Annotated in this window: 13 protein-coding genes; all 13 read right to left on the reverse strand. The window is 36.5% G+C overall.

All coding sequences use genetic code 11. From position 1 onward, the window contains the following. Positions 1 to 326 precede the first annotated feature (326 nt). Positions 327 to 2,303 carry an acyltransferase family protein gene (locus D8M03_RS09940; RefSeq protein WP_121214622.1) on the reverse strand — a complete coding sequence of 659 codons (1,977 nt, stop codon included), beginning with the start codon at positions 2,301 to 2,303 and terminating at the stop codon, positions 327 to 329. 196 nt (positions 2,304 to 2,499) lie between these two features. Further along, positions 2,500 to 3,423, reverse strand: coding sequence for a diacylglycerol kinase (locus D8M03_RS09945; RefSeq protein ID WP_121214623.1), 924 nt, complete (start codon positions 3,421 to 3,423; stop codon positions 2,500 to 2,502). Positions 3,424 to 3,535: 112 nt separating this feature from the next. Beyond that, complete coding sequence (locus tag D8M03_RS09950) at positions 3,536 to 4,099, reverse strand: thioredoxin family protein (protein ID WP_121214624.1); 564 nt, start codon at positions 4,097 to 4,099, stop codon at positions 3,536 to 3,538. 400 nt (positions 4,100 to 4,499) lie between these two features. After that, complete coding sequence (gene gatB, locus D8M03_RS09955) at positions 4,500 to 5,945, reverse strand: Asp-tRNA(Asn)/Glu-tRNA(Gln) amidotransferase subunit GatB (protein WP_121214625.1); 1,446 nt, start codon at positions 5,943 to 5,945, stop codon at positions 4,500 to 4,502. A gap of 2 nt (positions 5,946 to 5,947) precedes the next feature. After that, positions 5,948 to 7,411 (reverse strand): Asp-tRNA(Asn)/Glu-tRNA(Gln) amidotransferase subunit GatA, encoded by a 1,464-nt coding sequence (gene gatA, locus D8M03_RS09960; protein WP_121214626.1) that lies wholly within the window; start codon positions 7,409 to 7,411, stop codon positions 5,948 to 5,950. Positions 7,412 to 7,434: 23 nt separating this feature from the next. After that, complete coding sequence (gatC, locus tag D8M03_RS09965; RefSeq protein WP_121214627.1) at positions 7,435 to 7,728, reverse strand: Asp-tRNA(Asn)/Glu-tRNA(Gln) amidotransferase subunit GatC; 294 nt, start codon at positions 7,726 to 7,728, stop codon at positions 7,435 to 7,437. Between the two features lie 249 nt (positions 7,729 to 7,977). Then, positions 7,978 to 9,153, reverse strand: coding sequence for a CamS family sex pheromone protein (locus D8M03_RS09970; protein WP_121214628.1), 1,176 nt, complete (start codon positions 9,151 to 9,153; stop codon positions 7,978 to 7,980). A 17-nt stretch (positions 9,154 to 9,170) separates the two neighbouring features. Continuing rightward, positions 9,171 to 11,168, reverse strand: coding sequence for an NAD-dependent DNA ligase LigA (gene ligA, locus D8M03_RS09975; protein WP_121214629.1), 1,998 nt, complete (start codon positions 11,166 to 11,168; stop codon positions 9,171 to 9,173). Positions 11,169 to 11,191: 23 nt separating this feature from the next. Continuing rightward, positions 11,192 to 13,441 carry a DNA helicase PcrA gene (pcrA, locus tag D8M03_RS09980; protein ID WP_121214630.1) on the reverse strand — a complete coding sequence of 750 codons (2,250 nt, stop codon included), beginning with the start codon at positions 13,439 to 13,441 and terminating at the stop codon, positions 11,192 to 11,194. A gap of 61 nt (positions 13,442 to 13,502) precedes the next feature. Beyond that, complete coding sequence (gene pcrB, locus D8M03_RS09985) at positions 13,503 to 14,195, reverse strand: heptaprenylglyceryl phosphate synthase (protein ID WP_121214631.1); 693 nt, start codon at positions 14,193 to 14,195, stop codon at positions 13,503 to 13,505. Between the two features lie 134 nt (positions 14,196 to 14,329). After that, on the reverse strand, positions 14,330 to 14,644 hold the full coding sequence (locus tag D8M03_RS09990) for a YerC/YecD family TrpR-related protein (protein WP_121214632.1): 315 nt from the start codon (positions 14,642 to 14,644) through the stop codon (positions 14,330 to 14,332). Between the two features lie 22 nt (positions 14,645 to 14,666). Next, positions 14,667 to 15,710, reverse strand: a complete 1,044-nt coding sequence (locus D8M03_RS09995) for a DUF3048 domain-containing protein (protein ID WP_121214633.1) — start codon at positions 15,708 to 15,710, stop codon at positions 14,667 to 14,669. A gap of 15 nt (positions 15,711 to 15,725) precedes the next feature. Next, positions 15,726 to 17,456, reverse strand: a complete 1,731-nt coding sequence (locus D8M03_RS10000; RefSeq protein WP_121214634.1) for an adenine deaminase C-terminal domain-containing protein — start codon at positions 17,454 to 17,456, stop codon at positions 15,726 to 15,728. Positions 17,457 to 17,480: the final 24 nt, after the last annotated feature.

Genomic DNA, 17,480 nt, shown 5'->3' on the forward strand with positions numbered 1-17,480 from the left:
TGGTCAAAGAAAATTTTGCTATAATGATGTGCGTTTGTTCTCGTCTAAAAGAAGAATTATAAAATTACCAGAACCCGTCCTATGAAGAAAGCACTTTTAATTGTCCTTTAGTTGTTTAGGGATTTTTTATTTTTCTTATGATTTGCCTTTTCTTCCGGGGTATGAAGGTCACTGGACTCCAGTTTCTCCTTCAATTTGTCCTTCATCAAGCCCATGAAGGTCACTAAATTCATGCTCCTCCTGCGATTTGTCCTTCATCAGACACTTATGCCATCTTAAAAGAAAAAGCCATCCATTTAGAATGGACAGCTCATACCGCGTCTTAACTAATCCGCTAGCGCTTCTACAATATGCTCTTTTAAAAATGGAGATAGAGTTCTAGCATATTCAGCCGTAATATGATGTGCATCGCGATACACAATGATGTTCCCTATAACCGAATAGCAAGTTTCATCATCACAGAAATAATCGGACATATCTGCAAAAAACACATTGTTAGGAATGCCCTCAGTATTTTCCCATGGTAGAACAGAAGAAAGTGCTTCTTCACGCGGAACGGAACAATACATATAATCCTTTTCCCGTTCTAAACATAATGGCACGTTTTCCTTCATTCTTGGATTATCACGTACAGCAAAAACTTTCGTCACTCCCTCGAGTTTTTCCCATTGTTCAATATATCCGACTGGAACGATATCATTTTTATTTAAATTTGCAGTGGTAAATACTAAATCCGGTTTGTCTTTAATCAATTCTTGAATGACAAGATCGTTCCACTTCATACAAGCTTCTGTTAAAGTACCATTAAAATCATCATTTGAGAACCTACAACCATCATGATTATACACGTCGATTTGTAATTTTAATTCTTCAGCAAACCCCATTAATGCAGGAAACCAATGTCCTGAATGTGAACCACCAACAAGCGCAATTATGTGTTCTGGATTTTTAGTTACTCCAAAGGAACATTTGGTTACTCTTTCCCCCGATCTAGTAACGCAATCTTCTTCAGAATAAAATTCCGGAAGATTTTCCTTTATTTCTAACATTGAAGGAATCGGCTCAATATCTGGTTTTACCGTCATTTGAACAGCTAACGCATTTGCTCCGGGATAGTCTTCTAAATTATAAACGGTCTTTTCCTCTGTTAATTGCGTACCCCATAAAGCAATAATTGCCGTAACAGGTATTGCAAAAGATGTCGCAATGGATACTAATTTTATCTTTGAGTATTTTACATTTAATTTTCGTACAGGTGCTTCTAAAACTTTGGTTGAACTGTATGCAAGAATGAAGGTTAATAGTAAGATTACTAACCCTGCTCCGAATGACACGGTTTCTTTTTTGAAATAGGCTAAATAGAAAATAAGTAACGGCCAATGCCATAGATAAAAACCGTAAGAAATACTCCCCATAAATACGAGTGGTTTCGATCCTAATAGTTTCTCAACACCAAAGCGGTGACCACTTTCTGCCGCAATAATGATTAAAATAACACCCATCGTTGGTAACAATGCCGCATAGCCAGGAAATACGGTAGAAACAGGTAGCAAGACTCCCGTTAAACAAATAATTGCTAATCCACACCAACCCATTACTACACTATACACACTCTTTAAATGAATAATAGAAATAAGGATTGCAACGATCCCACCTAAGCTAAATTCCCAAACCCTTGCAAACGTATCGAAATAAGCCCATGGTTGATTAACTGTTGTTTTATAAATCGAATAACTAATCGATAATGTAAACAAAATGCCAAGAACAGTTAATAACGTTTTTCTTTCTGGTAATTTAAAAAGCTTCCGTGCAATAAAAAAAGACACGATAATAAGAAATGGCCATGTTATATAAAACTGTCCTTGTAAAGAAAGCGCCCAAAAATGTTGAACAGGACTTGCTTCATTGTTTTGTTCTAAATAATCGACCGAGTTAAAAGCTAACTGCCAATTTTCAAAATAAAAAGCTGAGGCAGTGATTTCAGATATAATTTGCTCCCACTGTACTTTCGGCATGATGAGAATCGATAACAATGATGTTACGATAAGTACCGTGAAAGCTAAAGGGATTAACCGCTTTACTAATCCAAGTACATATTCAAATAAATGGATGCGCCCTTCCCTTTCAATTGTTGCAAGTAACGAGGTTGTAATAAGAAATCCCGATACAATGAAAAATACATCAACGCCGCCAGAAACTTTTCCTAGCCAAATATGATAAACTGCTACAAGCATAGCTGCAATTGCACGAATTCCTTCAATTTCAGGTCGGAACTTTTTTGATGGTGCAATTAAATCTCGCATAGTATCCCTCTTTTCAATTTCTGATACATGCTTATAGCTTTTCCATTTATTTCGAAAAATAGTAATTAGGTAATAAAAAAGTGGACGTCTGAATTTCATTTGAGACGTCCACTTTGTGACTGACGCTTACGCTTTCGTCACAGATATAAATTGCAAAGAAGTGTACAAAAAGTATAGACTTTTTGTACACCCCCTCTTATACTCGATCCTGTTCACGAATATCATCAATTGGAACAAAGACCTCAATATGTCGTTTTAAGTTGGTGAATTTCACCGGAGCATCGCCACCATATTCACCATCTAAATTAATATGAATTGTCGCATCATCCTCTACCGGCGATACTTTCACTACACTTGCTTTTTTATAGATTAAGTTCGGGTCATTTAAATGTTCTCCGCGCAACGCAAGGGAAGCAATTCTAATGAAGTCTGCAATGTTACATTTTTTTAGTATCATCATTGTAAACAAACCATCATTAATACTTGCATCAGGAGCTATTTTTTCAAAGCCCCCAACCGAATTTGTGAGTCCACATAAGAACATCATTGCTTCGCCTTCAAATACTTCATCATCGTATTCAATACGCATATTTGTTGCTTTAATCGATGGGATCATTTCAATCCCTTTTAAATAATAAGCGAGTTGCCCAAGTACAGTTTTCATTTTACTTGGCACTTCATATGTTAATTCAGTTATGCGTCCTCCTGCTGCAATATTAATAAAATAGCGATCGTCATTTATTAATCCGACATCGACTGGGATTGTATCTCCTTTAATAATAATATCAATTGCTTCGTCAATTTTTCTTGGAATGTGTACTGCACGGGCAAAGTCATTTGTCGTTCCCATAGGCACTAAGCCAAGTTTTGGGCGATTCTCATAAGGACTCATCCCTGCTACGACTTCATTTAACGTACCATCTCCACCAGCAGCAATGATAATATCAAAACCACGTTCTACTGCTTTGGCAGCTGCTTGTTTTGCATCACCTTCACATGTAGTTGCATGGCAAGATGTTTCATATCCAGCAACTTCAAGCTTTTCTAACACCTCTGGTAAATGTCTTTTAAATGCTTCTCTACCTGACGTTGGATTATAAATGATTCTTGCTCTTTTCATAGTTTCGTCCATCCTATTTTTTCTAATTATGTATAAAAGAACGCTTACAATATTGGAAAGTTCCCTTACAATGAAGAGAACTTTCTAATCCTATTTTATGATAATTTTTTCATTATGATAACATATTTGTAATAACTGACTTCATATCTTCATAAACCCATTTAGCACATTGTGGATCTTTAACATATTTCTCCTGCAAAGAAGTATACATTTGTTTTTGTTTTTCATCAAATGATGGGTCATCTTTTTCAGGTAATTCTGCACGCATTTCTGTGACAAGTTGTTGAAGTTCAGGAGCACGTGGACCCCATTTTCCAATCACTTCACCTTGATCATTTAGGAATAAATAAATTGGGATTGCTCTTCCCCCATTTGTTAAATGACGGTCAATTAAATCCGTATCTGCATCACGGAATGCACAACGAATATCAAGTCCTGCTTCTTCCGCAATTTTACGCATGACAGGATTATTGAGCATTGCATCGCCACACCAATCCTCCGTAATTGTTAGGATATGTGGCTTTTGCTCTTTTAATAGTTGAAAAACTTCATCTTCTGGGTTCACATTAAAGTTTTCATACACTTTAAAACTCGGCTCTTTTAAATGTGTTGTCATTTGATCCATGTATTGTGCCATAGACATTGACTCTTCAAAATATTGTTGTTCTGATTTCATTATTATGACCTCCCTTTCTAAATTCTATTTTGCCTTGAGGAAGGTTTAAAAACAATTTTTATGATTCGCTGGATGGAAAAATATAGATTGTGAGTATTTAAAAATGTATCTTGTACACATGCTAAGCGTTTTGTGCGTTTCAGAAATCCACTTGTGCACATAGTTTAAAGTCTTGTGCATTTAAAAGTCAGCTTGTGCACTTAGCTTAAAAACTTGTGCGTTTAAGCCCCATCTTGTGCATATAGTCAAAAACTTGTGTGTTTACGCATCATCTCGTGCGTATAGCTCAATCTAATGTGCACTTAAGCGCTGACCTATGCACTTTAAACGTTTTCCCAATATAAAAAACCACCCTATTAGCTGAAATCATCCAACTATAGGGTGGCCAATATTGAAAAAATTATCGTTTGTTAATTTCTTCAAGTAAGATTTTATTTAACATTGGTGGGTTTGCTTGTCCTTTAGTAGCTTTCATAATTTGACCTACTAAGAAACCAATTGCACGGTCTTTACCGTTTTTAAAGTCTTCAATTGATTGTGGGTTGGCATCTAACGCTTCTGTTACAAATCCTAATAATACAGCTGGATCAGAGATTTGAACTAAGCCTTTTTCTTTAACGATTTTCGCTGCGTCTCCACCGTTTTTCACAAGCTCAGTGAATACTTTCTTCGCGATTTTAGAAGAAATTGTGCCATCTGCAATTAATTTCACCATACCAGCAAGGTTTTCTGGTGTTAATGCAGTTTCGCTAATTTCTTGTTGCTCTGCGTTTAAGTATGCTGAAACATCACCCATTAACCAGTTCGCAGAAAGTTTTGCATCTGCTCCTGAAGCAACCATTTCATCAAAGAAATCAGAAATCTCTTTGTTTACTACTAGTACACTTGCATCATAATTGTTTAAGCCAAGTTCTTCAACATAGCGTTTTTTACGAGCATCTGGAAGTTCAGGAATTGACTCGCGAACGCGTTCTAACCAAGCATCGTCAATTTGTAAATCAACTAAGTCTGGCTCTGGGAAGTAACGATAATCATCTGTTCCTTCTTTAACACGCATTAGAATTGTTTTACCTGTTTTCTCATCGAAACGACGAGTTTCTTGCTCAATCACTCCACCAGCCATTAATACTTCAGCTTGGCGTTTTTCTTCGTACTCAAGACCTTTACGTACAAAGTTGAAAGAGTTTAAGTTTTTCAGCTCAGTTTTTGTACCGAATTCTTCTTGACCATATGGACGGATAGAAATGTTCGCGTCACAACGAAGTGATCCTTCTTCCATACGTACATCAGATACACCAGTGTATTGAATGATTGCTTTTAATTTTTCTAAGTAAGCATAAGCTTCAGCTGGTGTGCGGATATCTGGCTCAGAAACGATCTCTACAAGAGGTGTTCCTTGGCGGTTAAAGTCAACTAAAGAATAGCCGTCACCATGCGTTAATTTACCAGCATCTTCTTCCATATGAAGACGTGTGATACCGATACGTTTTGTATAACCTGGTTGGCCGTCTGTTCCTTCGATTTCAATTTCAATCCAACCATTTTCACCGATTGGTTTATCAAATTGAGAGATTTGATATGCTTTCGGATTATCTGGATAGAAATAGTTTTTACGGTCAAATTTTGTATGTTGATTAATTTTCATGTTAAGAGCTAGTGCTGCTTTCATCGCATAATCAACAACATTTTTATTTAATACTGGTAATACCCCAGGATAACCAAGGTCGATTACTGTTGTATTCGTATTTGGCTCTGCACCGAAATGGTTTGGAGCTGGAGAGAAAATTTTTGATTCTGTTTTTAATTCTACGTGTACTTCTAAACCGATAACTGTTTCAAAGTTCATAATTATTTAACCTCCCAAATTTGAGGAGTTTGTTTTGTGAAATCTGTAGCTTGTTCGTAAGCATAAGCTGTACGGTAAATTGTTTCTTCATCGAAGTGTTTACCGATAATTTGTAATCCTAGTGGTAGGCCATTTTCAAAACCACATGGAATTGAGATTGCTGGAACACCTGCTAAGTTAATTGGAATCGTTAAGATGTCATTTGCGTACATCGTTAATGGATCATCGATGTTTTCGCCAACTTTAAATGCTGGTGTAGGTGCAGTTGGTCCGATGATTACATCATAGTTTTCAAACACTTTATCGTAATCTTCTTTAATTAATGTACGAACTTGTTGCGCTTTTTTGTAGTAAGCATCGTATGTACCAGCACTTAAAGAATAAGTTCCAAGCATGATACGACGTTTTACTTCATCACCAAAACCTTGCGCACGAGTTTCTTTATATAGTTCCATTAAGTTTTTCACGCCTTCAGCACGGAAACCATAACGGATACCATCGAAACGAGAAAGGTTTGATGAAGCTTCTGAAGATGAAAGGATATAGTAAGCAGCAAGTGCATATTTAGAGTGAGGAAGAGAAACTTCTTCCACTGTTGCACCTAAACCTTTCAGTACTTCAAGTGCTTCTAATACTGATTTACGTGCAGCTTCCCCAACGCCTTCTCCAAGGAATTCTTTTGGTACTGCGATACGTAAACCTTTAATGTCACCGTTTAAAGCAGCAACATAGTTTGGCACTGGCACATCAGCTGAAGTTGAATCGTTTGCATCTACTCCTGCGATTGCTTCAAGTAATAGTGCGTTGTCATATACATTACGAGTAATAGGCCCGATTTGGTCTAATGAAGACGCGAACGCAACTAAACCAAAACGAGATACACGACCATAAGTTGGTTTCATCCCTACAACACCACAGTATGCTGCTGGTTGACGGATTGAACCACCTGTATCTGAACCTAATGAGAATGGAACTTCACCAGCTGCAACACTTGCTGCAGATGCACCTGAAGATCCTCCTGGTACATGGTCAAGATTCCATGGGTTTTTAGTTGTTTTGAATGCAGAGTTTTCGTTAGAAGAACCCATTGCAAATTCATCCATGTTTAATTTACCAACAGTGATCATGCCAGCATCGCGAAGTTTTTTCACAACTGTTGCATCATAAATTGGCATAAAACCTTCCAAAATTTTAGATGCACATGTTGTTTCAAGACCTTCAGTTACGATGTTGTCTTTTACTCCGATCGGTAAACCAAATAATGGGCCGCGTTGTTCAAATGGAACTTTTTCCATTTCTTCAGCCTGTTCTAAAGCTTTTTCTTTATTTAATGCTAAAAATGCTTGTACATCGCCATCAAGTTTTTCAATGCGTGCAAAAGCTTCATTTGTTAAATCAGCAATTTTAAAATCGCCGCTATGTAAGCCTTCTTGTAATTCCTTTGAAGAACGTTCAAATAACGTCATGAGTTACCCTCCTGCTTAGGTGATTAGTCTTCTAAAATTGGTGGAACTTTAACTTGACCAGCCTCTTGTTCTTTTACGTTTAGCATCATTACTTCACGATCTAAACCTTTTTGTGCAACGTCTTCACGCATAACATTTACGATAGGTAATACGTGAGAAGTCGGTTTTACGTTTGTTGTATCTAATTCATTCAGTTGCTCTGCAAAATCCGTAATTTTCCCAAGTTGCTCTGCAAATTTTTCTGCTTCTTCATCTGTAATTGCAAGACGAGCTAAATGTGCAACGTGTTTTACTTCTTCTTTAGTTAATTTCGCCATTAATTTACACCTCCGAATATGAACGTGGCAATAATCAATAATAATAACATTTTTCTTCTAAAAAATCTCAAGATTGGACTAAAAACTTGGTATCTCGTCATACTTTTACCTTATCTGTCTTTATTCCGCTAAAGTTTTCTCAAACAATTTCTATTATCGCCAAATTTTCAATAAATTCAAACCTATTCATAGAAATGTCATATAGTTCTTAAATATCAAAAAAACAATGTAGCCAAATTGACTACACTGTTAATTGTAAATATGAACGAAGGGCTCTGCCTCATTACGTTCTTTCAGGATTAGGGCTTCTGGTCCGTTAACAGATGTAATACTTACCTCAATGTCTATATCCCCTGGTAATTGTTTAATAATTACACCAGAAAGATATTGTGAGAATCCGATAAGTTCCGTTGACCCATAGAATTGAACAGGAATTTCAACTGTCAGCTTCGTCAAACGATTATTTTGATAAAATCCTCGACCAATAACACTTGTATAGTTTGAGAAATATTTATCAATATCTTGTCTAAAGTTTAGGAATTTGTCGTTTGCTTCTCTATAGATTTCATCTGGTGTAGACATTGGGAAAGTAACATAATTTTCTTTAATCTCTTGCCATTCCCCTAAAGTATTTTGTCCACTATCTGAAACGCTATAAGCAAAGTAAGTACCTGGTATAATCGCATTACGTTGTTCTTGTTTAAACAAACCGATAACGATTGGAAGATCCTTTAAATCAGGTCTTGCACGAAGTCTTGTAAGTACTTCTTCCGCAATTTGTTTGCCCTTTTTCACCATTTCCGCTTCAGGAATTGGCTCTTCATAATATTCTCCATACTGTTCCTTTTGATAATAGTATGTTGAATTTAGGGCAAGACCGATTGAAATACCGCCGATTTTCACTTTATTATCATCCGTTTTTGTCAGGTAATTTTGCTCAACAATATGTGCTAAATAAATTGGTGCTTGTTTTGCCCTTACTTCTGGTGTCATTTTATTTCCCGAAGCATCTGTATCTGGTGGGTTCAGACCTTGTAATTCTGGTGATTCATCTTTGTTTTGATTACTTCGATATAACCAGTTACTTACGGTCTCTGCATCTAAATATTGACCCTCTTGGAAGTAGTAGTTTTCAGTGTCATAGACATTCTGAGATAAACGCATTAGTCCAGTTTCTACTTCATTAATATCATATTTTGTAAATAAATTTGACACGACTAATCCACGACTTGCACTCTCCTTGTAAGGTACAAGCGTTCTATAATAACTGTCACTTAATTGCATACTTGGGATGATTGTCGTTTCAACCTCTGCTTCAGCTTCATCTGTATTTTGTAACACTTCAGTATCTTCCTTTAGGGAAGGTACACAACCTGTTAGCATTGCTACAACGACCATCGCCGGAATCCAGCGAAATCGGTTCATCGTTAGAAACTCCTTTACTATTGTAATTGTTCAACAAGGCGGTTTTCGTCCCAAACTTCAATGCCCAGTTCTTGAGCTTTTGTTAATTTCGAACCTGCATCTTCACCTGCAATTACAAGGTCGGTTTTTTTACTCACACTACCTGTAACTGTTCCGCCCAACTCTTCTATTTTCGCTTTTGCTTCATTCCGTGTCAATTGCGATAATTTTCCAGTAAGTACAATTGTCTTACCTGCAAATGGATTTTCACCAATCTCCACTTGAACTTTTTTACCTTTGTACGTCATATTTACGCCGACATCTTTTAATCTTGTAATTAGTTCTTTTACTTCATCTTGTTGGAAATAAGTAACGACAGAATCAGCCATCTTTTCACCAATTTCAAAGATAGCAGTTAACTGCTCTTCTGTTGCTTCCATTAAACTATCGATTGTTTCAAATTGTTCCGTTAAGATTTTAGCTGCTTTTTCTCCTACATGACGAATACCTAGGCCAAACAAAAGACGTTCCATTGAATTTTCTTTTGAACGTTCAATTGCGTTGACTAAATTTGTTGCAGATTTTTCTCCCATTCGTTCAAGCTTCACAAGTTGCTCTACTTGAAGGTGATACAAATCTGACACGTCTTTAATATAATTTTCACGAAGAAGTTGCTCTACTACTTTTTCTCCTAAACCATCGATATTCATCGCGTTACGAGAAACGAAATGTTTAATGCCTTCTGCAATTTGTGCAGGGCAAGTCGGATTTACACAACGTAGGGCCACTTCACCTTCAATGCGAACAAGTTCACTTTCACATGCAATACAATGTGTTGGCATTTCAAAAGGAACAGCATCTTCTGGTCGTTGTTCTAAAATTACCCCTACAACCTCTGGAATAATATCACCAGCTTTATGCACGATGACAGTATCCCCAATACGGATATCCTTTTCACGGATTAAATCCTCATTATGAAGAGAAGCTCTTCCAACAATCGAACCAGCTACTAGAACAGGTTCTAAAATTGCTGTAGGGGTGATAACACCAGTACGACCGACAGTTAGTTCGATGTCTAGAATTTTTGTAACAACCTCTTCAGCAGGGAATTTATAAGCAATTGCCCATCGTGGACTTTTTGCCGTAAATCCTAGTTCATCTTGATGAGCATAGCGATTTACTTTTACCACGATTCCATCAATTTCATAAGGTAAATTTTGACGGTTTTCTGTCCACTTACTAATAAACGTCAGTACATCATCAATTGTTGCACAAAGTTGACGTTCTTTATTGGAAGGGAATCCTAGCGTCTCTAAATAATCAAGCATTTCTGCATGAGAATCGATGCCATATGCTTCACCATCTCCACCAATTGCATAGATAAAGGTAGATAAATTACGACTTGCTGCTATTTTAGGGTCTAATTGACGTAAAGAACCAGCAGCAGCGTTGCGTGGATTTGCAAATGTTTCTTCTCCATTTTCCTCACGTTTTTGATTTAGTGTTTCAAAGGACTTTTTCGGCATATACGCTTCACCGCGCACTTCAATCGTTACGGGTTCCTTTAATCGTAACGGAATGGCACGGATTGTTTTTAAGTTTGCAGTAATGTCCTCTCCAACAGTCCCATCTCCGCGAGTTGCACCTTGAACAAAGACACCATTTTCATATTTTAACGAAATCGCTAAACCGTCTATTTTCAATTCACAAACATAGGAAAAGTTATCTCCAATAGCTTGTCTTATTTTACGGTCAAAATCGCGTAAATCCTCTTCACCAAAAGCATTGGATAAACTAAGCATTGGAAACCTATGAGTCACTTTTTTGAAGCCATCTACTGCAGTTCCTCCAACGCGGGTTGTTGGTGAATCAGGATAAATTAATGAAGGATTTTCTTTTTCTAAGGCAATTAATTCATGCAAAAGTTGATCATAAACTGCATCAGGTACAAGTGGTTTATCTAGTACGTAATAGGCATGTTCATATTCATGTAGCAATTTATTTAACTCTGCAACTCGTTTTTCAATGTCGTTCATTGTGTTCCTCCAAAATACATATTTTACCCTTTTGTAATTGGTGCGAATTTCGCTAACAAACGTTTTATTCCTATATTCGGGAAAGCAATATCAAGCTCAAGACCATCTCCCTCACCTTTCACACTAACAACGGTACCTGTACCCCATTTGCCATGGACCGCTTTATCACCAGCTTTCCATTCAAGTTCATTTCCACCCGTCGATTGTAAGCTAGCTACTTGAGGCTTCGTTTGTACATTGCCAACTGTACGTCTATAACTTGAAGCTCGTCTATTTTTGTTAAATGGAAGATCGTCAGCATCAATTCGATTTCCTGATTTCGAAATATGCTCTATCACATCATCTGAAATTTCATTTATAAATCGTGAAGGCATGTTAAAACTTGAACGACCATACAGTGTACGTGACCCTGCACATGTTAAATAAAGTCGTTGTTCTGCTCGAGTGATGCCCACATATGCGAGGCGACGTTCTTCTTCCATTTCTGCCGCATCACTTAAAGATCGTGAATGTGGGAAAATATTTTCTTCCATTCCGATAATGAACACAACCGGGAATTCTAATCCTTTTGCCGAGTGCATTGTCATTAAAATGATGCTACCTTTTGAAGTATCCTCTTTATCAAGTGCATCAATATCTGCAACAAGTGCTAAGTCCGTTAAAAAAGCAACAAGTGATTTATCCTCACTACGCTCTTCAAAGGCTTTTGTTACAGATAAAAACTCTTCTATATTTTCTAGGCGACTTTCTGCTTCAATTGTTTTTTCATTTTGAAGCATTTCTCGGTAGCCGGATTTATCAATGACTTGCTCCACTAATTCTGTAACAGATAAAAATTCTTGCATTTGCGTTAAGTTCGAAATTAACTCACGAAACTTCTCAACTGCTCCCGCTGCTCTTGAGGTAAGCCCCATAAATAGTACTTCCTTCATTGCCTCAAAAATTGAAAGGTCGTGCTGGATTGCATAAGTAGCCATTTTTTCAAAGGAAGTAGCCCCAATATTTCGCTTTGGCTCATTAATAATACGTGCTAAGGATAGATCGTCATCATTGTTTGCAATTAAACGTAAATATGCCAGCAAATCTTTAATTTCTTTTCGGTCGTAGAATTTTGTACCTCCTACGATTTGGTAGGTCATATTTGATTTTAAAAGCACTTCTTCCATCACACGTGACTGAGCATTTGTTCGGTAAAGGATAGCAAAATCGTCTAATGAATGATTTTCTTTCTCCATTAATTTTTGAATCGTTTGCACAACAAATTGAGCCTCATCCTGCTCCGTTGACGCTTTGTAGACTACTATTTTTTCACCATCAAGGTTTTCAGTTCTAAGCTTTTTCGGATATCTGCTCTCATTATTTTCAATCACATCATTAGCCGCTTGTAAAATTCGCTTTGTAGAACGGTAATTTTGCTCTAGTAAAATTACTTTTGCATTCGGGTAGTCCTTTTCAAAAGATAAAATATTTCCGATATCTGCTCCACGCCAACGATAAATCGATTGATCAGAATCCCCTACAACACAAATATTCTTAAACTTTTTCGCTAATAATTGGACGAGCTTATATTGAGAATGGTTTGTATCTTGATACTCATCTACATGAATATATTGGAATTTATTTTGATAGTATTCCAGTACATCTGGCACACGTTCAAACAATGTGATCGTCGTCATAATTAGGTCGTCAAAATCGAGGGATTGGTTTTTACGTAATCTCTTTTCGTATTCATCGTAAACTTGTGAAATGACCTTTTCATAAGGATTGCTCGGATTGCTATTTGCTTTATACATATCAGCAGTAATACACTCATTTTTTGCTGAACTAATTGCACTTAAAATCGCACGGGGTTCATATCGTTTCGAATCAATATTTAGTTGCTTTAAAACGTTCTTCACTACAGTAAGTTGGTCAGACGAATCTAAGATAGAGAAATTTTTTGAATAGCCGATACGGTCAATATTTCTTCTTAAAATACGTACGCACATTGAGTGGAAGGTAGATACCCACATACTTTCTGTTGTACCATTCCCTAAAAGTCCATCAATACGTTCACGCATTTCACGGGCGGCTTTATTTGTGAAGGTAATCGCTAGTATCTTTGAAGGGTAAACTTCTTTTTCAACCACTAGATAGGCAATTCGATGAGTTAATACGCGCGTTTTTCCTGAACCTGCCCCTGCCATGATTAAAAGTGGTCCTTCTGTTGTTTTCACAGCTTCTGCTTGCTGTGGATTCATTCCGTTAAGTAGATTTTTCGTTATTTGTTCCATGATGCACCGCCTTTATACAAACATTTGTTCTATTATACTATATCTACTCTCCTAAATCATTTTAAATCGCTACACTTTTTACAGCTTCAACAGTTTTTAACGCTTGTTTTAGATCGTCATAAATAATATTACCAACGATCACCGTGTCCGCGATTTTTGCCATTTCTTCCGCCTGTTTTATATTTGTAATGCCTCCACCGTAAAACAGCTTCGTTTCTGATAGTACATCTTTTACAGCAGAAACAATTTCTACATCACCGTAAGTCCCACTGTATTCCACATAAAAAATTGGTAGTTTGAAATAATTTTCAGCTAATCTGGCATATGCAATCACATCGTCTTTTGATAAGTCTGTATTTGCACTAGTCGCTTCTGCTACTTTACAATCTGGATTTAATATACAGTAACCTTCAGCAATCAATTCGTCCCAAACCATTACATCTCCGTACTCTTTTAACGCTGCATGGTGAAGGTCCTTTACCCATTTTGTATCGGTACTATTTAATACTGAAGGAATCAGATAATAATCAAAACCACCGATAACTGACTCTAAATTAGAAATTTCTAAAGCAATCGGAACTGAAAAGCGTCTAACGCGTAACAAAATATCAATAACATTATCAACTGTTACACCATCAGTTCCACCTACTAAAATAACGTCTGTTCCGGATTCACAAACTTTTTCTAAATCCTCATCAGAGATTTCCTTTGCTGGATCAATTTTAAACACATGTCGCCAATTTTTATAATCCATTCTTGCACCCCATTTAATTCTGTTCTTCATTTATATAGATTCGTATCAAGTATAACGTAAACTACAATAAGAGAAAAATTTAGAAGTAAAAAAAGCTGCCTTTTTCACTTACTAGGCAGCCTAAGAGTTTAAATTTATTTTGGTTGGAATGGCTTTTCGTCAGGAAATAAACGTCCTAACATTTCATCGTACATATCATTTCCATAGTCAAAACAACGACGAACTCGAGAAATGGTTGCTGTTGATGCACCAGTTTCCTTTTTTATTGTTTCGTATGTTTTTTTAAGTCGAAGTAAATGAGCTACTTCAAAGCGTTGAGCCAACGATTGAATTTCGCTTATTGTACATAAATCATCGAAAAATTTATAACATTCTTCAAGATCTTTAAGTTCCAATACAGCTTTAAATAATTGGTCAGTTTGATGTCCCCGAATTTTATCAATCTGCATGTTTTTTCTTCCCTTCAATAAACTAAGAGAAACTAACTGAAGAAACTATGCCTGGATTTGATGGAACAAAATGTATCCAAGTATGTCCAGGTACTAATTTCACTTCACTTCCATCAGTTTCTACTGCTTTTAAAACACCATCAACGTTTTTCCATAGTACTTCACGCATAATTCCTTGTTGAAACACATAGGCTGTACCACCTGAAGTGATATCGATTTCACGACGTCCCGCGCTATCGATGATTCTATGATTCATTTCGAAAAATAAAACATTGGATAACTCGATTGGTTCCCCTGTTAAGTGATCAGTTGTTACGACACTTCCTGATTCCCTAGAATAGACTTTTGTATCAGCATTGTAAGTATAAACGCTATTAAAGGAACTAGATCCTCCATAAGTTATCTTAACTGAATTTGCTTCAACTCCCATTTTAGCACTTTCATCTGGCTCATAAAAATTATACGACACTTTCTCCTGATAAAGAAGTGAAGCATTCACTTTCTCTGCTGCAAGTTCAATATTTTCTCCTGGAATATAAGAATTGTGAGGTGCAACTCTTTCAGAAGAACGTTTAAAGACTGTGCCATCATACGCCATTCCATTAATATTGTCTACAACCCCATTCATCAACATCGTTTGTGCTTCTGGACTATAACCATGGGCTATGTAAAATGCATCCAAACCAGCTGAAATTTCAATAAAATAATCTCGGGCACTTCGAATAGGCCCAATTGATTCTGGAATTTCAGATTGGAATAAAGCTAACAATCTAGTAATATCTCCTTCTGCTAACATCTCATAAACAACATCCGCAGATGCAATCCCTGATTGCGGTCTTGCATCTGGATGATTGTTGATTGTTGCAATGATAGGACGCATCGTTACTTCATTTGCAACCTTCTCTCCTGTGAAAGGTGTCACATAAGGTAACTCAACTTCTTCTGTTACCGGTATTGTTTCTTCTTCCTCAACTGTTTCTTCTACTTTTTCTGTTTCTTCTTTATCTCCACAGCCTACAAGTAACATTGTAGAGAATAGTGCAATCATAACTTTATTTTTAGTCATTTTTCTTTCTCCCCTTTAGCGCATCACAGCTGGTAACATCACTTTCTTTTGCATAACATCGTAAATTCCTCGAGGAGTTATACGAATATATGGTAGATGTGTTGATTGTAAGAATAATAATGTATAGATTAAATCAGAGTGTTTATAGCCACGTTTTTTCAATTCGGATTTTAATGTTAACTCATATTCAATAAGTTCTTCAACATCTCCATCGAACAAAGTACCGTTTATCGGTAAAGGAATTGAAGTCACTACCTCACCATTTTCAGTAAGAACAATTCCGCCTTTTAATTTTTTTAACTCTTCAAAAGCGAGCATCATATCTTCAATATTCTTTCCTATAACGATAATTTCACCAGTATTTGAATAGGATGAGGCAAATCCCTTAACATGTGTATCAAATCCTTTAATCATCGTATTTACACGCCATTTTCCATTTCGGTCAATTAACAATAAATAACTTTGATCTAATCCAACTGGCAACTCTCTCTTATTGAATTGTAGATTAATAGAGTAAGGCTTTGTTATGACATCGTTTATCATTTCAATTCCGATTGGCATTGAAAATTGGAAATCATCATCAGATAATTTAAAAGATAAATTAAGAGGCTTAAAATGTCCCCAATCAATTTTTGGTAAGGAATTTACTTTTTGATTATCTCGTTTTAACCAAACCCCTTTTGATAAAACTGCTTCAGGATTTGGAGAAAATTCATCCTTCAAAATATTTAAAGATGCAAATCGACCTGTGGCAATTAAGCCGTGTAAGTGGTTCATGTTATAATATCGAGCAATATTATAGGTAGCCATATTATAAGCATCTATTGGTGAAACACCAGCATCAATTGCGATTTGAATACATTTGTCCATCACACCATCTTGATGGAAGCTAGGTGTAGAACCATCCGTCGTCATCATAAGATGATCAAAAATGTTTAATTTTTTCTCAAGGATACCTTCTAAAAGAATCGGTAAGTCTGGTCGGATAGAAGAATGTCTTAGAGTTACTGCATAACCGTGTAGAATTCGATTTTCTACCTCTTCTATTGTCATTGCTTCATGGTCACCATCTGCTCCAAATAATTTCATACGAGCGAGGGTTTTTTCGGAAGCTCCCGGAAAATGACCTTCCACCTTTTTCCCTTTGATTTTTGAAGCCTGTATCCAATACAGCATCATATCATCACCACGCGCAATACGTGGCCACCCTGTTAACTCTCCACCAACAATCACATCATTTCGTTCAAGCCACTCTAATACTGATTTATTAGTAAAAAGTTCATCTTCGTTTTCAATTTCTGTTTGTGAATCAAATCGAGCCCACCAATAAAATGAAAACGGTGATTTTTTCAGTTGGTCTAAAATTGAAAACGCTTTCTGATTAGGGAGTGATAATACATATGAAATGTTATCAGCTATAAATGTGGTTGTACCACTTTGTGACGCAAAATCAGCAAAAGATTGTGGATGATATAGCTGAAATGGATGTACATGTGGCTCAATATATCCAGGAACAACGACTTTTCCTTTCAAATCTACCACTTCTGTATTCGTAAGCTTTGTCGGCATTTCATTTCCCACATAAACAACCCGATCATTCAAAATCCAAATATTACCATTAACCCATTTTTTTAGAACACTATGTAAATAGCGTGTATTTTTTAAAACAATTGATGGCGCTTGTTTCCCATCGATAACAGCAACTTGTTGACGTATTTCATGAATCTTCCAGGTAGACTCTGGCATAATTAACACTCCCTTCTATTACTT

Source organism: Ureibacillus endophyticus, from assembly GCF_003628435.1.
GTDB lineage: Bacteria > Bacillota > Bacilli > Bacillales_A > Planococcaceae > Ureibacillus > Ureibacillus endophyticus.